Genomic DNA, 18,727 nt, shown 5'->3' with positions numbered 1-18,727 from the left:
CTCTCAGTTCAGGGCGCGCAGTCGGTCGCGCAGCCCGATGCCGAAACTGGTGGGGGTGCCGTCGTACGAGGTGATCAGTGCCGGACCGGACGAGCAGTTCCAGGTGTTCCAGGTCCAGCCGAGATAGGAGAGCCCGCGGTCGTCGAACCACGTCATGACGCGGTCGATGAAGCCGTGCCCGCAGGTGTTCTCGCCGATCTCGCCCGCCACGAGGGGGACCCGGGCGGAGACGGGGGCGAGGGTGCTGTCCCAGCACGCCTCGTTCGCGCAGGTGTTGAAGTTGTAGACGTGCCAGGCCGCGGCGAGCAGGCCCGCCGGGTCGGTGGGGGCGTGCGCGAGCCACTGGCTCAGGTCGTTGGAGTAGGCGATGCCGGGGACGAGGACGACGTTGCGGGAGCCCGTCGCGCGCACGGCGTCGACCAGGTCCTGCATGCCGGCGACCTCGTAGCCGATGCCCGGGCAGGTGCCGCCGTCGCGCCAGCAGGTCCAGGCCTGTGCGGCGGTGGTGGTCGCCCGGTCGGGATAGGGCTCGTTGAAGAGGTCGAAGACGATCCGCCGGTCGTGCTTGAAGGTGTTCGCGACCGAGGTCCAGAACGCCGGGGTGTACCGGGCGTTCGGCATCGGCTTCTGGCAGGTGGCGTGGACGTCGGAGCAGCCCGCCGAATTGCCGGTGTACTGCCCGTACGTCCAGTGCAGTTCGACGACCGGGGTCATGCCGTGGGCGAGGACCCGGTCGACCAGGCCCTTCACGGCGTCGACGTAGGCGGCGCCCCGGTACTCGGGCTTGACGTTGTCGTGGCCCAGCCAGCACTCCTCGTTGAGCGGGATACGGACGGTGTTCGCCTTCCAGTCGGCGATGGCGCGCACGGCGGCGTCGTCGACCGGGCCGTCGAAGAAGCCGTGGCCCTGCACGCACATGAACTCGCCGCCGGAGCGGTTGACGCCGAGGAGGCGGCGGGTGGCGCCGTTCCGGTCGGTGAGCCGGTTGCCGGTGACGCCCAGCTCGGGCGCTCCGGTGACCGGGTCGGGGGGATCGGTCGGTTCGGTCGGCGTCGGCGTCGGTCCGGTTGGGGTCGGGGTCGGTTCGGTGGGGCCGGGGTCCTCGTTGCAGACCGCGCCGTTCAGCGTGAACGCGGCGGGCGCGCGGTGGGAACCCGACCACGAGGCGATGAAGCCGGCGGTGACGCTCGCGCCCGTGCCGAGCGACGCGTTCCAGCTCTCGTTCGCGGCCGTGACGCCGGCATCGGTCTGGGACCACTTGGCGCCCCAGCCCTGACTGATCCGCTGGCCGTCGAGGAACGCGAAGCCGAGGCTCCAGCCGTTCAGCGCCGCGGCGCCGTTGGTGACGGTGACGGAACCCTGGAAGCCGCCGGCCCATGAGCCGACGACGGAGTACTGGACGGTGCAGGCGGGTACGGCGGCGGCTCCTGTCGCCGTACCCACGACGGCGAACGCACAGCTCGCCGTCAGGAGGGCCGCCCCGGTGAGCAGGGCGGGCAGACGCGGGGGATGTCGCATGAGCGACTCCTTGAGGCGAGGGCGCGCCCTGAGACGCGCCGACGGCATGGAATCGCTCCCACTGGTGGGCCAGACCGTAGCGGCAACTAGCGCCAAGCAAAAGAGGAGTTGACGGAATTCCCAGCCGATTGGCTTCGACTCTTCACGCACCTTGACGCGCCCGCGTCACGTCGGCACAGTGGGAGCGCTCCCACTGGTTCAGAGCTTGTGCTCACGCTCTTCGCACGCCCCACCTCCCCGAGCCGCGAGGAGAACCACCCGCATGCCACCACACCCGCCCCGCAGACGACGCGGCACGCTGACCGCGCTGGCCGCGGCCCTTTCGCTCCCCCTCGGCCTGACCGCCGTCGGCACCACCCCGGCCACGGCCGCGGCGGTGCAGTGCAGCGTGGACTACAGGACCAACGACTGGGGATCCGGCTTCACCGCGGACGTCACCCTCACCAACCGCTCCACCACCGCCCTCGACGGCTGGACCCTCGGCTACGCCTACACCGGCGACCAGAAGCTGACGAACGGCTGGAACGGCACCTGGACCCAGTCCGGCAAGACGGTGAGCGTCACCCACGCCGGCTGGAACAGAACGGTCGCGCCGGGCGCGGCCGTGACCGCCGGCGCCCAGTTCACCTACAGCGGGACCAACACCGCCCCCACCTCCTTCGCCGTCAACGGCACCCCCTGCACCGGAGCCCACCAGCCCCCGGTCGCCGTCCTGACCAGCCCCGCCCCGGGCGCCGTCTACACCGCGGGTGACTCCGTCCCGCTCGCCGCCACCGCCGCCGCCGCGGACGGAGCCGTCGTCGAGAAGGTGGAGTTCTACAGCGACACCACGCTCCTGGGTACGGACACCAGCGCGCCCTTCACCCTCGGCGCGGCCGGCCTCGGAGCCGGCGCCCACTCCCTCTACGCCAAGGCGTACGACAGCCTCGGCGCCTCGGGCGAGTCCGCCCCCGTCGGCATCACCGTCGCCGCGGGACCCGCCCTCGTCGCCACCCCCGGCCAACTGGCCGTGCGCCGCGGCGAGTCCGGCACGTTCGACCTGAAGCTCTCCACTCGGCCCGCCGCGAACGTCACGGTCGGCGTCGCCCGGACCTCGGGCAACACCGACCTCTCGGCGACACCCGCCACCCTCACCTTCACCCCGGCGAACTGGAACACCGCCCAGAGGGTGACGGTCGCCGCGGGGACCACCGGCACGGGCTCCGCCGTCTTCACCGCGACCGCGCCCGGCCACACCAAGGCCGAGGTGACCGCGACCGAGCTGGCCGCCGACTCCACCTACGACGCCCGCTTCCTCGCCCTGCACGGGAAGATCACCGACCCGGCCAACGGCTACTTCTCACCGGAGGGCGTCCCGTACCACTCGGTCGAGACGCTGATCGTCGAAGCCCCCGACCACGGGCACGAGACGACCTCGGAGGCGTACAGCTACCTGATCTGGCTCCAGGCCATGTACGGCAAGATCACCGGTGACTGGACCAAGTTCAACGGCGCCTGGGAGACCATGGAGAAGTTCATGATCCCCACCCACGCCGACCAGCCCACCAACTCCTTCTACAACGCGTCCAAGCCCGCCACCTACGCCCCCGAGCACGACCTGCCCTCGCAGTACCCGGCGAAGCTGGACCCGGCGGTCACCGCCGGCGCCGACCCGATCGCCGGTGAACTGAAGAGCGCCTACGGCACGGACGACGTCTACGGCATGCACTGGCTCCAGGACGTCGACAACGTCTACGGCTACGGCAACGAGCCCGGCACGTGCTCCGCCGGACCGACGGCGACCGGACCCTCGTACATCAACACCTTCCAGCGCGGTCCCCAGGAGTCCGTCTGGGAGACCGTCCCGCACCCCACCTGCGACCGCTTCGCCCACGGCGGCCGGAACGGCTACCTCGACCTGTTCACCGGCGACTCCTCCTACGCGAAGCAGTGGAAGTTCACCAACGCCCCGGACGCCGACGCGCGCGCCGTCCAGGCCGCCTACTGGGCCGACGTCTGGGCCAAGGAGCAGGGCAAGGGCGGGCAGGTCACCGCGACCGTCTCCAAGGCGGCCAGGATGGGCGACTACCTGCGGTACTCCATGTTCGACAAGTACTTCAAGAAGGCCGGCGACTGCGTCGGCCCCACCACCTGCCCCGCCGGCACCGGCAAGAACAGCGCGCACTACCTGATGTCCTGGTACTACGCCTGGGGCGGTGCCACCGACACCTCGGCCGGCTGGGCCTGGCGGATCGGCTCCAGTCACGCCCACGGCGGTTACCAGAACCCGCTCGCCGCCTACGCGCTCAGCGAGTACGCCCCGCTGAAGCCGAAGTCGGCGACCGGCGCCGCGGACTGGGCGACCAGCCTCGACCGCCAACTGGAGTTCTACCGCTGGCTCCAGTCGGACGAGGGCGCGATCGCGGGCGGCGCCACGAACAGCTGGCAGGGACGGTACGCGCAGCCCCCGGCCGGCACCCCCACCTTCCACGGCCTCTTCTACGACGAGAAGCCGGTCTACCACGACCCCGCGTCCAACCAGTGGTTCGGCTTCCAGGCCTGGTCCATGGAGCGCGTCGCCGAGTACTACCGGCAGTCCGGTGACGCCGCCGCCAAGACCGTCCTCGACAAGTGGGTCACCTGGGCGCTGTCGAAGACCACCGTCAACCCCGACGGCACCTACCGCATCCCCTCCACCCTCCAGTGGTCCGGCGCGCCCGACACCTGGAACGCCGCCGCTCCCGGCGCCAACGCCGGCCTGCACGTCACCGTCGCCGACTACACCGACGACGTCGGCGTGGCCGCGGCCTACGCCAAGACCCTGACCTACTACGCGGCCAAGTCCGGCCACGCCGAGGCCAAGCGGGTCGCCAAGGCACTGCTCGACGGCATGTGGACCCACCACCAGGACCCGCTGGGCATCGCCGTCGAGGAGACCCGCGCCGACTACAACCGCTTCGACGACCCGGTGTACGTGCCCAGCGGCTGGACGGGCACCATGCCGAACGGCGACCCGGTCGACTCCTCGTCCACCTTCGCCTCGATCCGCGGTTTCTACCAGGACGATCCGGCCTGGCCGAAGATCGAGGCCTACCTCGCGGGCGGCGCCGCGCCCGTCTTCACCTACCACCGGTTCTGGGCCCAGGCGGACATCGCCCTGGCCATGGGCTCGTACGCGGAGCTCCTCGAGTAACAGCCCGCCCCGCGAGAAGGGGCTCCGCGTACGACGAGCCGGGCAGACCCGCTTCCCCGGGTCTGCCCGGCCCTGCGCGCCGCCTCCGGTCTCAGGAGGCGGCGAGCGCCGTGAAGGTGAAGGCGAACGCCGCGGGAGCGGGCAGCGGCCCGAACTCGGGCAGGACACCGGGGCCGCAGGAACCCGAACCGATGCCCTGCTGGGCGTGGTCCAGCCGGAGCCACACCGCCCCACCGGGGACGAGGCCGTCGCGGTGGGTCGCCGCGTCGAGGGCCGTGTCGGTCCAGCGGCGCGCCGCGAACCAGAACGCGGGATCCCCCTCCACCCTCAACCCGCCTGTGCCGCCGCGCAGTTCGACCCACCGGGTGTCGATCCGGGCGCCGTTCTCCTGCGGCCGCACGTACGGCGTCTGGAGGCCGTCGACCGTACCGTGCCAGCGGCCGAGCCGAGCGGCCTCCCGGGTGTCCGGGTAGGCCTCGCCCGGACCGCCGCCGAACCAGACGACCTCGTCGAGGGCGGCCGGCAGACCCAGCGTGACACCGAGTCTCGGGAGCGGCAGCCGCCACTCGCCCTCCGGCGTGACGGACACCGCGAGCCGCAGCCGCGTCCCGTCCGAGGTCCAGCGGTACGCCGTGCGCAGCGCCACGTCGCGGGCCGCCGGCGCCACCCGGGTCCGCACCGTCAGCGTGTCGCCGCCGGCCTCCCCCGGAGTCCGGTCGAGGGACACCGCGTCGATCCGGTGCCGCATCCGGTGCAGGCCCAGCTCGCGCCAGAGCCGGCCGAACCGCTCGGCGGGCCGGCGCGCCGACCCGTTGTCGTTGTCGGTGGGCGCCCGCCACACGTCGAGCCGGAAGCCCGTCAGCGGCATCCCGCCGAGGGCCAGCGGCTCACCCGTCCGGGCGTCGAACACGCCCGGCCCCAGGACGATCCGGCCGTCCCGTACGTCCGCCCGCGCGCCGAGCGCCGCCGCCGGGGGCCGGCGCGCCGACACCCGCAGCTGCCCCCAGGCGACCTCGTGACCCGCCGGGGCCCAGCGGGTGTCGCGGGCGAGCTCCGCCCGTACCGTCCAGGTCCGTTCGCCGGCCGGCCCGTGCTCAGGCGGCTCGGGCAGGGCGACCTCGGCGCTCTCCCCGGCGGCGAGCAGCGGGACCTTCAGCGGCCCGCCGCCGACGGTCTCCCCGTCGACCTGGTACGTCCAGGTGAAGGCGAGGTCCGAGAGGTCGGCGAAGTCGCGCAGATTGGTGACGCGCACGGCGCCCGCGTCCCGCGCCGCCCCGACGCGGACCGGCTCGACCACCTTCTTGAACTCGGCCAGACCGGGGGACGGCGTCCGGTCGGGGAACAGCAGCCCGTCACAGACGAAGTTGCCGTCGTGGAGCTCCTCGCCGAAGTCGCCGCCGTACGCGTAGCCGTGGACGGGGTGGGCCAGTCCGTGGTCGATCCACTCCCACACGAAGCCGCCTTGGCAGCGCTCGTACTTCTCGAAGAGCCGCTGGTACGCGGCCAGTCCGCCCGGCCCGTTGCCCATGGCGTGCGCGTACTCGCAGAGGACGAAGGGCAGCGCGCCGCGGGCCGCGGGGCCGTCGTCCGCGCGGCGGCCGATCTCGTCGACCTCGTCGTGCGTGGCGTACATCCGCGAGTAGACGTCGGTGTGCTCGCAGGACCGGTCCCCCTCGTAGTGCAGCAGCCGGGAGGGATCGCGTTCGCGGATCGCGTCGGCCATCGCGCCGAGCCCCGCGCCGGTGCCGCACTCGTTGCCCAGCGACCAGAGGATCACCGACGGGTGGTTCTTGTCCCGCTCCACCATGCGCGCGGCCCGGTCGAGCAGCGCCGGCGTCCAGCGGGCGTCGTCGACGGGGTTGCCCCGCCAGCCGAGGCGCTGGAAGCCGTGCGTCTCCAGGTCGCACTCGTCGATCACCCACAGGCCGTACTCGTCGCACAGGTCGAGGAAGGCCGGGTGCGGGGGATAGTGCGAGGTGCGGACGGCGTTGATGTTGTGACGCTTCATCAGTTCCACGTCCCTGCGCATGGTCGCCGGGGCGAGGCACCGTCCGCCGTCGGGGTGGAACTCGTGCCGGTTCACCCCTCGGAAGAGGACGCGGCGCCCGTTCACCGTGAGGACGCCGTCCTCGACGCGGACCGTCCGGAACCCGACGCGCAGGGGGATCCGCTCGCCGCCCGTCGCCAGCTCGCCGTCGTACAGCCGGGGCGTCTCCGCGGTCCACGGCTCGACCGGAACCGTCACCGGCTCGCCCGTCGGGACGTCGACACCGAGCTCCGGGACCGTGACCCGGCCGGGCACGTCGCACACGACGCGCAGGGTGCCGGTACCGTCCGCGTGGTCGTAGGAGGCGTGCACGAAGAAGTCCCCGGGCGCCCCCTCCGGGCGGTGCAGCAGGGTCACCCCGCGGAAGATGCCGGGCAGCCACCACTGGTCCTGGTCCTCCAGGTACGAACCCGAGGACCACTGGTGGACGCGGACGGCGAGCACGTTGCCACGCGGCCTGAGGATCCGGCCGACGGAGAACTCGTGGGGCAGCCGCGAACCCTTGAACTCCCCGAGCTCGCTCCCGTTGAGCCACACCCGCGCGCAGGAGTCGACGCCGTCGAACCGCAGCACCGCCCCGCCGGCCTCCGGCCAGTCGTCCGGGAGGTCGAACCGGCGCAGATGGTCGCCGGTCGGGTTCTCGGTGGGCACGCGCGGCGGGTCGACCGGGAAGGGGTAGACGACGTTGGTGTACGCGGGGGAGCCGCGGTCCTCGCCCTGGAGCACCCAGTGCCCGGGCACGGTGACCTCCCCCCAGTCACGCGCGTCGTACCCCTCGGCGGCGAAGGACTCGTCGGCGTGGTCGGCGGTGGGCGACAGCCGGAAACGCCAGGTGCCGTCCAGGGGGAGGGCGGCCGCGTCGGAGCGGGCGTACCAGGCGCGGGGCGGCAGAACGCCGCGGCCGGGGGAGACGTCTTCGTACCAGGACGGGGTGGACAAACGGGTCTCCTGTCGTCGGAGGAGGGGGCGCGGAGGGGGTCGACGGAGAGTGGTCACCTGGCTTCCTTCCACACCGTCCGAAAGCCATGCCTCCGCACCACCCGGCCGGACCGGCGGGGCACCTCCCACCAGCCGGTTCAGGGTTCGGTGGAGTGCCGGTCCCGGGCGTCCTCTCCACCTGCCGACGCCCCCAGCGCCGGTGGCACCACCAGGCGGCGCACCGCCTCCTCCGGGTCCGCCCCCGGGGGCAGGGCGGGCGCCGTGCCCACCGCCGCGCGGCCGGCGAAGCCCGTGTCCAGATGGGGCATCCGCACGTCCGTGACGCCGATCCGGCGGCGCCGCGCCTCGCGTCCCACCACGCCCAGCCACACGGCGAGCGCGCCCTTCGCCGCCGCGTAGTCGGCCATCCCCAGAGCGGGGCGGTCCACGATCTCACCCGTCACCACGACCACCGCTCCGCCGGCCCCCAGCACCGGCAGCGCGCCGCGGACGACGGCCATCGGGGCCAGGGCGTTGACGGTGAACAGGTGCTCGCACGAGGCGTCCGACACATCCGTCGCCGGCCCGAAGCCGGCCACGCCGACCGCCACGACCAGCGCGTCGAGCCCGCCGAGCACGGTCCCCGCCCAGCCGGCCAGCCGCGCGCAGCCGTCGAGGTCGTAGGCGTCGAACGTCTGCCACGGCCGACCGCCGAGTTCCCCCGCCGTCTCCTCCAGCCGCCGGCGGTTCCGTCCCGCGAGCGCCGTCGCGGCGCCGTGCCCGGCCAGCTGCCGGGCGGCGATGCCGCCGATCTCCCCGGTGGCCCCGACCACGAGGACCCTGACGCCCGTCCCGGTCATGACCGCGCTCCTTCGCCGACGTGCCTGCAGGCTCATGCCCCCACTTCGCCGCGGGCACTTCCCGCGGATGCGCCGTCCGCACGGTGCCGGTACCTCCCCGGCGGCCCTCGCCCGGCCGGCGCGTCACCCGCGCCGGCCGCCCCGCCGGCCGGTCACCTCGGGCCTCCGCGGCCGTCCCGGGCGGCGCGCGACAGGACCCCCGAGAGCTCGACCCGGGAGCGGACCCCGAGCCGGGCGAACACGTTCCGCAGATGGTGGTCGACCGTCCGGGGGCTCAGCGACAGCCGGTCGGCGATCTCGCGGTTCGTCGCCCCGTCCGCGACCAGTCCGGCGATGCGCTGCTGCTGCGGTGTCAGCTCCCCGGCCGCGCCCCCCGGCCCCGTACCGCCCACCGCCCCGCCCGTGGCCCGCAGTTCCGCCCGCGCCTGGTCCGCCCAGACGCCGGCCGACGCGCGCTCGAACGTGACGAGCGCGTCGCTGAGCGGGGCGCGCGCCTCCACCGGCCGCCGGCGCCGCCGCAGCCACTTGCCGTACGCGAGGAGGGTCCGGGCGCGTTCGAAGTCGTTGCCGCAGTCCGCGTGCTGCCGGACCGCCTCCCCGTACCAGCGGGCCGAGTCCTCCGTCGCCGCCAGCAGCGCACGGCACCGGGCCAGCTGGGCCGGCGCCTGCGGATCGAGCCCCAGGTCCGACCAGACGGCGAACTCCTCCGCCGCGGCGTGGGCGTCGGCCCGCCGGCCGGCCGCGCAGGCCGCCTCGACGAAGCAGGGCACGGCCAGCATCCGCAGGGCGAAATGACCGCTCCGGGGCCCCGGTCCCACGAGCGGGGCGAGGCGCGCCGCGGCATGCGCCGCCAGTCCGCCGCCCAGTTCGGCCCGGGCCAGCGACCACTCGGCGAGGGTCGTCGCCTGCGCGAGTCCGTGGGGGCGGGCGGTCACCAGCGCCCGGCCGGCGTGCTCGGCCACCGCCCGCGTGTCGCCCGCGACGGAGGCCGCGAGGGCCAGGACGGCGTGCTGGTGGGCCGCCGAGTTGCGCTGGCCGGTGAGGTGCGCCGCCCGCAGGCCCTCCCGGGCGTGCGCGGCGGCCCGCTCGTGCCGCCCGGCCCTCAACTCGGCGTAGGAGAGGTGCTCCAGCACGCGCGGCAGCAGCGCCGTGCGGCCCTCTGCCCGCACGGCCGCCAGCGCGCGCGAGTGGACGCGTACGGCCGAGGCCGCGTCCCCCAGCACCAGGGCGGCCGCTCCCGCGCGCAGCAGAAGGCGCGGCTCGTCGGACACGCCGTCCCGGGCGACCACCCGGGCCAACGGCTCCCGTGCCTCGTGCAGCCGGACGGCCAGCGCCGCGCGCATGCCGTCCCGGAAGTCCCGCTCGGCGCCGTCGCCCCCCGCGGCGCCCGGGCCGGCCGCCCCGCCGGGACCGTCCCCCGCGGCGAGGGCGGTCGCGCACGCGTCGGCGTCGCCCGCGGACCAGGCCGCCTCCATGGCGAGGAAGCGGGCGTCGGCGGCCTCCTCCGGCGCGTCCTCGCGCAGCAGCGAGGCCGCGAGGAGCAGCACCTGGTGGGCGTCCGCGACCGGTCCGTCCGCCATCCCGGCCAATCCGCGCGCGAGTTCGGCCCGGCCGCGCACCACACCGGGCAGTGCCCGCACCTCGTCGGCGGGACGGAGCCGGTCCGCCCGGTGCCCGGCCCCCCGGACCAGCGCCGAGCCGTGCGGTCCGGGGCCCCGCGGCACGCTCGTGCGGGCCGGCCCGGGCGGGACGCCCGGTTCCCGGGGCGGGGTGAACAGGGCACGCAGGTCCCGGCGTCGTGCCGTCGGCACGGCGCCCAGGACGGCGCGCCGCAGGAAGGGGTCCTCGAACCGCAACGCCTCCCGAGGCCCCCGCAGCAGCCCGTCCGCGACCAGCCGGTCGAGGGCCTCGGGGGACGTCCTCGTGGTGCGCGCGACCGCCAGCACGGCGTCGGCGGCGACGGGCCGGGCGCCGGAGCGCGAGGACGGATGCCGTACGGGCCCGCCGGCCGGGTGGGCCGCGCCGGCGTCGTCCTCTCCGGCCCCCGGTCCGGCCTCGCCCGCGATCGCCACCAGTGTCAGCACCCGCCCGCACTCCGCGGGCAGGGAGTCCAGGATCCCCTGGTACACCTTCCGCAGCACCCCGTCGTCCGCGACCGTGACCGGCAGGTCGGTCTCGCCGGCGAGCTGGGCGGCGGAGAGGCGTGCCGCCATGGCGGTCAGCAGCCCCGGATGCCCCGCCGCCTCGTCCACCAGCCGGGCCCGGACGGCCGGCTTCAGCGGGGACCGGCACACCTCGTCCAGCAGCGCGGCGGCGCCCTCCCGGCCGAGCGGTGCCAGCCTCAGCAGCCGGGCGCCCGGCACGTCGGGGGGCCGGTGGTGCCCCGCCAGCGAGACGACCCACGCCCACGGGCCGGAGCCGGCGCGCCACGCCGTCGCGAGCGCGGCACGCGAGTGCGCGTCCCAGAGGTGGTGGTCGTCGACGCCCAGCAGCAGCGGTTCCCCGGCGCGCAACGCGGTCAACGCCCCGGCCACACCGCCCGGCCCCCGCGCCACCCGCAGGGCCGCGCGTGCCGCGGCCGGCGTCGGGGCGAGCGCCGCGAGCAGGGCCCGGACACCGCTCCAGGGAACCCGGTTGCCGCTCGGCGCGGCCACCCGGTGCGCCCGGACCGGGGCGTCGCGCACCGCACGGTCGAGCAGGGCCGTCCGGCCCAGGCCCGGGCCGCCGGCGACGAGCAGCACACCGCCCGCACCGGCCGCGGCCCGGGCCGACAGCCCGGCCACGGCGGCGAGTTCGGTCGTGCGGTCGTACAGCCGCGGAGCAGCGGCGGCCCTCGTCGCTCCACTCACGCCGTCACGGTACTGGCCGGTAGGGACCGGCGATAGGGGCCGCGGACTGGGCCAGGGCCCACATCTGACGGCCGTGCGTTGTGCACGCGGACAACCGTCGTCCCCGGCGGCTCACGCGGCCGGCGGGGACGACGGTCCCCCCGTCAGGAACCCAGCGGGCAGGTGCCCCGGTACTCCTCGATCGTCAGGCTCGGTCGCGGCAGCGGGCACAGGAACTGGTCGAAGCGGGTGTCGTTGTCGATGAACCGCTTGAGCCAGGAGATGCTGTACTTCGCGATCGTCGTGTTGGAGCTGTTCGGCGTGAAGTGCGTGGCGCCGTTGAGCTCCAGGTACGCCTTGTCCAGCGAGGCGGGCAGACTCTCGTAGAACGGCTCCGAGTGGGTCGCGACGGGCGCGACCGTGTCGCCGTCCGCCCCCACGACCAGCGTCGGCGTGCTGATCTCGGGCCAGGTCTTGTCCGTGTTCCAGCCGGTCAGCGGGATGGCCGCCTTCAGCGAGGGCCGGCTCTTGGCCGCCTCCAGGGTGCCGCCGCCACCCATCGAGTGCCCCATGACGCCCAGGCGCGCGGCGTCGACGCGCCCCCGGACCGAGCTGCGCTCGGTCAGGTAGTCGAGGGCCGCGAGGAGTTGCCGCCCCCGGCTGTCGGGCTGGTCGAGCGTGGTGAGGGTGTCGATGGTGAACACGACGAAGCCCTGCGATGCCAGCCGCGGACCCAGCCAGGCGATCGAGGACTCGTACGCGGTGAAGCCGGGGGAGATCACCACCGCGCCGAACGTGCCGTCGCTCGTCGACGTCGGGTAGTAGATGGTGCCGCCGCCGAAGCCGGTGACGGTGAGGGAGGAGACGCTGGTCTGGGAGACCGCGTAGGAACCGCGGGCCGCCTCGATCGAGCTCACGGTCGGTGCGGGCCCGCGCTGGTACGGGTTGTCCGCGGCCTGGGCCCCGGGGGCGGTGGCGAGGAAGGCCAGGGAAGACAGTGCTGCGGCGGCTGCGAGGTGTCGTTTCACGACGGAGTCGTCCTCTCGTGTCGTGTTGCGTCGTGGCGTGGGGTGCGCGGCGGCGGCCGGGGGATCGGTCGGCGCCCCGGTATCTACCGGCCCGGCCACTGTCGAGGCGCCGGCGGGCGAAGGCATCGGCAGAATGACCGGTCACCCGACCGAGGCGGCCGGGGAGCCCGCCGGCCCGCCGTCCCCGCACGGGGCGATCCGGGCGGCGGCTCGCCCACCCGGGCCCGGTCCACCCGGGCGCCGCCCGCTCGTCCCGGCCGATCGGGTTTCCGGGCCGCCCGCGGCGTCGGGAGGGCCGGCGGGTGGCCGCGGGTGCCGGTCCGCGCACTCCGACGGGCCGCCGCGGCTGCCGGCACCCGCGTGGGGGGCCCTCCGGTCAGCCGTCCGACGTGACCGGGTCGCCACCCGGTTCGTTGGACGGTCATGCAGTCGCACTCCGCCCTCGCCGACCCCGGCATATCCCCCCACCGGCCCACCCGGGTCGCGGCCGAGGCCGCGCTCGTCGAGCACTACCCCCGGCTCGTCCGGCTGGCCCACGTCATCCTGCCGTCGTCCCTCGGCCGCCACCGCCGCGTCCTCGCCGCGCACTCCCTGGTGCAGAAGTCCTTCTCGGGCGCGCGCCGTTCGGGCCCGGGACGGCTGCCGACCGGCCGGCGCGGCGGAACGGAGCGGGTGCCCGCCCAGCGCGGTGCCGGGCGCCCGGCGCACGCCGAGGACCAGGCAACGGAGCGGCGGAGCACCGCGGGTGACGCCCGCGACTGGCTGCGGGAACAGGTCGTGGCCGCCGCGCTGACCGCCGCCCGGCGCCCGTGGCGCCTCACCCTCCGCCCTCCGCTCCCCGCGGTGTTCGGGATACGGCTCTTCCCCCGGGCCGGCGAGGCCGACGAACTCGCCCTGGAGCGCGTGCTCGCCCGCGAGACCGCCGAGGTCCGGGCCGCGTTCGCGCTGTGCGTCCTCGAAGGGCTGTCCCCCCGATCCGCCGCCCGGCTGCTCGCCGTGGCCGGCGTCAGCGCGCCCGACACGGCCCTGCACGGCGCCGAGCGGGTGCGCGCCGCGGCCGGTCCCGAAGCCGAATCGCTACTCCTGGGGGCCGAGTTCGACCCCTGCACCGTGCAGACCCGGCCCACGGACCTGCTGGGGCGAAGGCACCGGATCCGGCTCGCCGCGCTCGCCGCGGCCGTCCTGCTCACCGCGGCCGCCACCGCCACGGCGGCCCTCCGGCCGGTCCCCGAGGCCGGTCCGCCACTCGCGCCCGTCCTCGCCGGCGCCCTCGCCCGCGCCGCCGACCCCGACCGGCTGGTGCGCGTCCCCGACGAGCGGTGGGCCGACACCGGGCGGGTCGACCTGACCGTCTGGCCCGCCCGCGGCCCGATGACCGGCGACCGGGCGCTGCTCGGCCGCGCGCTCGGCGCATGGGTACGCGGCTCCGCCCGGCCCGGCGAGCCGGGACCCCGGCTCACCGCGACACCGGACACCCCGACGACACCGCCCACGGTCCCGGCGCGGCTGCTGTACGCCGGAGTCGTCGACGGCGCCGCCGTGGTGCTGGTCCACGACGGCGTCCGGCTGGCCCGCTACACCGAGCCGCCGGCCGGCCGAGGCCCGGCGCGGCTCGACCTCGCGCGGGCGGACGACGCCGACGTCACCACCGGCGCGGCCGTGGTGCTGGCCAGGTCGTCCGCCGGAGCCCGCTTCCTGCTCGCGCCCTGGATCGCCGAGAGCTCCGTGCGCGATCTCCTGCGGCCGGACGTCCCGGCCGCCCGGCTCGGCGTCTCCCGGGACGGCGTCACGGATCCCGTCCCACGGGCTTCCGCCGGCTGCGGCCCGCCGCCCGTGCTGCAACTCCGGTCGTCGACACGGATCGTGGAGGACCACGCCTTCCTGCTGGCGGACCTCGGCGAGCTCGCGCCCGTCCATCTGACCTGGACGCCGGAGCCCGGGACCGGAGCCCCCTCACGGCAGCCCCGGGAGGCGACCTCCGCCGCCGGACTCGGTGCGTGGGCCCGCTCGGCCTGTGCGCTGCCCGCGTTGCGCGGCAGCGGGGTCCGCGCCGTGAACCGGTGGGAGTTCGCCCGGCAGCAGCTGCCCGAACGCGCCGGCGCGGCCACCTGGACCTGTACGCGCGCGGACACCTGGACGGGGCACGGCCGGGTGGACGTGGCCTTCGAGGATCCGGCGGGACGCGCCCGTCCGGTGGCCGGCACGGCACCTCGGGGAGCGGACACGGCGGCCTGCGGCCGGTTCGGCCGGCACCTGCTCGCCGGCACGTACTGGACCGCGCCGTCCGGTGCGGGCTACTACCTCGCCGCGGGCAGCCGGCGTCTGACCGGGGTCGCCGCCGAGGGCGCCGTCTCCGCCGCCGTACGCGGCTCCGTGCTGGCCGTGCGCACGCCCGCGCGAGGGCCGGTGCGGCTCACCGGCACGTTGTCCGACGGCGGCGAACTCCGCGGGTGGGGTGGCTGATCCGGCGGCGACGGGCAGCTCCCGCGCCGATCGCGGCGGCCCGGCTCGCGGCCGCCGCGACGGTGGGCGGGCGCGGTCGGGCCGCCCTGTCGCGGGAGCAACCGCGGCTTCCGCGAAGGCCGGTGGGGGCGGGCTCCGGGCGAGGAGGCCGCGATCGCGGCGCCTGCGACGGCCACCCGGAATCGGCGGGCATGCGCCCGGGAAGGCGGGGTAGGCGCCCCGTCCTGCCGGGAAGACGAGCCACGCCACGGACAGAAGGAGGTCATCGACGTGCCGACCGCGGTGCCGACGGAGACGAGGACGGCTGCCGAGACCGGGGCGGGAGGGCTGCCCGTCGTCGAAGCCCCGGACAAGCTCGTCCCGAAGGACGCGCGCGAGCTGTCCAAGGTGTTCTTCGCGCGGCTCGCGGAACTGGAGGAGGGGACCCCCGACCACCAGTACGTCCGCACCACACTGATCGACATGAACATGTCCCTGGTGTCCTACGCGGCGGGCAGGTTCCGCTCGCACGGCGACGAGCGCGAGGACATCGTCCAGGTCGGCGCGATCGGCCTCATCAAGGCGATCGACCGCTTCGACCTGACACGCGAGGTGCAGTTCGCCTCGTTCGCCGTCCCCTACATCGTCGGCGAGATCAAGCGCCACTACCGGGACACCTCCTGGGCCGTGCACGTGCCCCGCCGGCTCCAGGAGGCGCGCGTCGAACTGGCCAGGGCCGCGGAGGAACTCGGCGCGCGCCTCGGCCGGTCGCCGCGGGTGGCCGAACTGGCGGAGCACATGGACCTCACCGAGGAGGAGGTCGTCGAGGCGCGTCTCGCGTCCAACGGCTACACCTCGATGTCGCTGGACGCCGCGATCGGCGACGACGAGAACGACGACGTGTCGCTGGCCCACTTCATCGGCGAGCAGGACCACGCGGTCGAGCTCTTCGAGGACTTCCACACCCTCGCGCCCCTGCTGGAGCGACTCGGCGAGCGGGACCGGCGCCTGCTGCACCTGCGGTTCGTGGAGGAGCTGACGCAGTCGGAGATAGGGGAGCGCCTCGGCGTCTCCCAGATGCAGGTCTCCCGGCTGCTCGCCGGCAACCTGGCGCGCCTGCGGGAGGGGATGCTGGCCCGGTAGCTCCGTGTGCCGGATGCGGAGTTGGCTCGGACGGGTGACGGATTACCCCCGCACGTGCGCAATGCCGTTCCGCAGGGGTGAAGCGCCGTGCCGGACACCCGGGGACACCGGTTGGAGGGGCGTGAGCACCGCGAACAACCCTCCGATACTGACCACCCCCACCGGCCAGGGACCACGTGAGCAGGGCGCGGACGCCGCGCCGTGCGGCATAAGCGTCCGGTCCTGCAGCACGTACGACGGGGACACCCTGCGGGTCGCACTCCACGGTGAGGTCGACCACCTCAGCGCGGGGCCGCTCCGGGTGCTGCTGGCCGTGGCCTCCGCCTACGGCTACCGCCGCCTCGTCCTCGACACCTCGCTCGTCACCTTCGCGGACTCCGCCCTGCTGCGGATCCTGCGAGGCTGGACGGCGGAGGGCCGGCGGCTGCGCCTGACCGGCGTCACACCGGCGATGGAACGCCTCCGGGCGGCTGCCTGGGGCGCACCGCCGACCCGGCGCGCCGGACGCGCCCCGATCGGGAAGGGGATCATCGGGGAGGGGGCATGACCTTCTCCCTGCTCGTCCTCGTCCCCTGCCTGCTGGCGGTCCTCCTGCTGCGGGGAGAGTCCCCGGAGCAGCGACCCCGGCGCCGGCGGCGACGCCGCTCCGGACGGCGGGCCGCGGTGACGCGATCGGAGGTGGTCCGCAGGCGGGCGATCCCCTGAACGCTCCGGTCCGTTCCGTCGCGTACGACAGAGGCCCCGGGGGCCGCACCTGCCAGGTGTGGCCCCCGGGGCCTCCCGGTGCCGTTCCGCGCCCGGCCGCTCCGGGTCGGGCGCGGCGGCGCTCAGTCCTCGTCGCGTGTGGCGTTCCTGGCCCACAGGATCAGCGGGATCTGGAGCGGGAGCCGGGCGTAGGCCACGGTCCGGGCCGCGGTGGAGCGGTCGCGCCAGTCGTACGCCATCTTCACGTTGGCCGGGAACACGGCCGCGAAGAACAGGGCCGTCGCCCGGGCGCTCGCCCGGCGCGTCCCCGGGAACGCGAGCCCCGCGGCCAGGGCGAGCTCGGCGACCCCGCTCGCCTGCGTCCACGCCCTGGGGCTGCCGGGCAGCGCGCGCGGGATGGTCGCGTCGAACCGGCGGGGCGCGACGAAGTGGGCGGTGCCCGCGGCGGCCAGCAGACCGGCGAGCAGAAGGGCGGGGCGGGCGGGCCGAGGCATGGAGCTCCTCCGGGTCGGACGAGGATCGGTTACCGGGGAGTAAGTATGCCCGGAGATCGCTCCCCGCGGGACCCGGGCGGCGGGTATCGACTGTCACGTCGGGGTGCCGAGGCCCGGCATTTTCCGTGGGGGAGAAGAGGCGCCCGCGCGGGCTCACTTCGCGTCGAGGTACCCGCGTGCCGGCCGCGGCGCCGGGGACAGCTCGCCGTGCGCGACGGCGGAGGCGCCGCGGCCCTCGCGCGCCGCCTGTTCGGGGTGCCGGCGCTGCCAGTAGGGGTTGTCGTGCGGAAGCTTGCTCGACACCCGCCCGTACATGCCGAAGGTCAGGACCAGCAGACCCATGACGAAGCTGAACAGCACGTTCGTCATGCCGAAGTCGAGGAAGTTCGCCGGCTTGTCCAGGACGAAGAGGTGCGCGAAGCCGCTGAGGAGGAACAGCGTGCCCACCGTCATGTTCAGCGTCGAGGCGATGTTGCCCCCGATGACCGCGCCGGCGACCAGGGCGAGTCCGAAGGTCAGGGACAGGATGCTCAGGGTCGTGTTCGTGCTCATTCCGAGGATGCGGTCGCCCGAGGTGTCGAAGGGGCTGAGCGCGTCGGCGAGGCCGAGGCAGCCGAAGGTGATGAGGATCAGGCCGCACAGGGCGGCGCCGGAGCGGTAGACCCTCGCCAGATGGTGATCGACCGGGAGCTCGTCTCGTAGCTTCATCACATCTCCGTCCGCCCGGCAGCGCACCCTGCGCTGATGCCGACGATTTCGGGCGGTACGTCCCTTTCGGATGCGGGTCGCCCCGCGTGGCCCCCGAATCTCCCCACAGGGGAAGAACGGAGCCCACGCCCGTGCGTGGAGTGCCGGTGTACCCCGTGGGGCGGGGGAACGGTGCTGGTCGTCCCCGCCGCCCCACGCGGCGTCCGCTCAGCCCGGCGTGCCGTCCTGGAGTCGGCGGCCGGAGCGGTGCGTCAGTGGTTGACGCAGGCGTTGCCGAACGCGGGGTTCAGCAGGCCGATCACGGTGACGGTGTTGCCGCACAGGTTCACCGGCACGTGGATCGGCGCCTGGACGACGTTGCCCGACGCCACGCCGGGGGAGTGGGCCGCGACGGCCCCCGCCCCGGAGTCGGCCAGCGCCGTCGACGAACCGCCGACGACGACGGCTCCGGCGGCCAGGGCCATGCCCGCGGTCTTCAGTACGTGCTGCATGCGAGACGCACCTTTCCTCTGATTCCGACCCGCTCGGTCCGAGCGGGGGAGGACCGGTGGCCGGCCCTCCGCCCGCTGGTTCGCCGCGAGATGGCCCGCGGGTTGGTCCCGGCGCCGTTCTTCACCCGATGAGGTGAGCGGGGGCGACGGAAGGAGACGGGTGTTCGGGGAAAGAGCGCCCCGGGAGGACGGTTCCGGTGCACCCGCCGCATCGGCCCGTCACGGCGGCGAACCTGCCGGGCTCGTACGAACCGCCGCGCCGGTGTGACCTCTGCCATCCTGCTCGGATGTCACGGATACCGGTCGGGCGGCGTCTTGTGGGCGTGGCAGGGGCGACAGCGCGCAGTGAGGAGAATCCGGTGACCGCCGAGCG

At 75.0% G+C, this 18,727-nt stretch carries 13 protein-coding genes; 5 read left to right on the top strand and 8 right to left on the bottom strand.

What is annotated here, in order from left to right; translation table 11 throughout:
• Positions 1-3: 3 nt before the first annotated feature.
• Entirely contained in the window at positions 4-1,518 is a 1,515-nt protein-coding gene (locus tag ACE1OA_RS05030; RefSeq protein ID WP_432752350.1) for a cellulase family glycosylhydrolase, read from the bottom strand.
• 262 nt (positions 1,519-1,780) lie between these two features.
• Between ACE1OA_RS05030 and ACE1OA_RS05025 the strand changes: the two genes are divergently transcribed.
• Positions 1,781-4,690, top strand: coding sequence for a glycoside hydrolase family 48 protein (locus ACE1OA_RS05025; RefSeq protein WP_432752349.1), 2,910 nt, complete (start codon positions 1,781-1,783; stop codon positions 4,688-4,690).
• 91 nt (positions 4,691-4,781) lie between these two features.
• Here ACE1OA_RS05025 and ACE1OA_RS05020 read toward each other — a convergent pair whose 3' ends face one another.
• The 4 genes from ACE1OA_RS05020 to ACE1OA_RS05005 form a co-directional block, all read right to left on the bottom strand.
• Entirely contained in the window at positions 4,782-7,676 is a 2,895-nt protein-coding gene (locus ACE1OA_RS05020) for a glycoside hydrolase family 2 TIM barrel-domain containing protein (protein ID WP_432752348.1), read from the bottom strand.
• Positions 7,677-7,813: 137 nt separating this feature from the next.
• Positions 7,814-8,515 carry an SDR family NAD(P)-dependent oxidoreductase gene (locus ACE1OA_RS05015; RefSeq protein ID WP_356600047.1) on the bottom strand — a complete coding sequence of 234 codons (702 nt, stop codon included), beginning with the start codon at positions 8,513-8,515 and terminating at the stop codon, positions 7,814-7,816.
• Between the two features lie 152 nt (positions 8,516-8,667).
• The gene (locus tag ACE1OA_RS05010) at positions 8,668-11,364 is read right to left on the bottom strand and encodes a LuxR C-terminal-related transcriptional regulator (protein ID WP_432752347.1); all 2,697 of its coding nucleotides are present in this window, start codon (positions 11,362-11,364) and stop codon (positions 8,668-8,670) included.
• Between the two features lie 143 nt (positions 11,365-11,507).
• On the bottom strand, positions 11,508-12,371 hold the full coding sequence (locus ACE1OA_RS05005; protein ID WP_356600043.1) for a bis(hydroxyethyl) terephthalate hydrolase: 864 nt from the start codon (positions 12,369-12,371) through the stop codon (positions 11,508-11,510).
• Positions 12,372-12,794: 423 nt separating this feature from the next.
• Between ACE1OA_RS05005 and ACE1OA_RS05000 the strand changes: the two genes are divergently transcribed.
• The 4 genes from ACE1OA_RS05000 (at position 12,795) to ACE1OA_RS04985 (ending at position 16,661) form a co-directional block, all read left to right on the top strand.
• A complete protein-coding gene (locus ACE1OA_RS05000; RefSeq protein WP_432752346.1) occupies positions 12,795-14,834 on the top strand; it encodes a hypothetical protein in 2,040 nt (679 codons plus the stop codon).
• Between the two features lie 270 nt (positions 14,835-15,104).
• Positions 15,105-15,956: an RNA polymerase sigma factor SigF gene (locus ACE1OA_RS04995; protein WP_432752345.1), complete on the top strand. Its 852-nt coding sequence runs from the start codon at positions 15,105-15,107 to the stop codon at positions 15,954-15,956.
• Between the two features lie 121 nt (positions 15,957-16,077).
• Positions 16,078-16,503 (top strand): STAS domain-containing protein, encoded by a 426-nt coding sequence (locus tag ACE1OA_RS04990; protein ID WP_432752344.1) that lies wholly within the window; start codon positions 16,078-16,080, stop codon positions 16,501-16,503.
• Positions 16,500-16,661, top strand: a complete 162-nt coding sequence (locus tag ACE1OA_RS04985; RefSeq protein ID WP_432752343.1) for a hypothetical protein — start codon at positions 16,500-16,502, stop codon at positions 16,659-16,661. Before ACE1OA_RS04990 ends, ACE1OA_RS04985 begins: the two co-directional genes overlap by 4 nt.
• 122 nt (positions 16,662-16,783) lie before the next feature.
• Here the strand turns inward: ACE1OA_RS04985 and ACE1OA_RS04980 are convergent, their stop codons facing one another.
• From ACE1OA_RS04980 to ACE1OA_RS04970, 3 genes are all read right to left on the bottom strand, one after another.
• The gene (locus ACE1OA_RS04980) at positions 16,784-17,155 is read right to left on the bottom strand and encodes a DoxX family protein (protein WP_432752342.1); all 372 of its coding nucleotides are present in this window, start codon (positions 17,153-17,155) and stop codon (positions 16,784-16,786) included.
• A gap of 153 nt (positions 17,156-17,308) precedes the next feature.
• Positions 17,309-17,863 carry a DUF4383 domain-containing protein gene (locus ACE1OA_RS04975; RefSeq protein WP_384871951.1) on the bottom strand — a complete coding sequence of 185 codons (555 nt, stop codon included), beginning with the start codon at positions 17,861-17,863 and terminating at the stop codon, positions 17,309-17,311.
• A gap of 251 nt (positions 17,864-18,114) precedes the next feature.
• Positions 18,115-18,354, bottom strand: coding sequence for a chaplin (locus tag ACE1OA_RS04970; protein ID WP_356600033.1), 240 nt, complete (start codon positions 18,352-18,354; stop codon positions 18,115-18,117).
• Between the last annotated feature and the right edge of the window lie 373 nt (positions 18,355-18,727).

The organism is Streptomyces sp. JL2001, from assembly GCF_050917515.1.
Taxonomy (GTDB): domain Bacteria; phylum Actinomycetota; class Actinomycetes; order Streptomycetales; family Streptomycetaceae; genus Streptomyces.
This window is presented reverse-complemented; position numbering and strand designations above follow the sequence as displayed.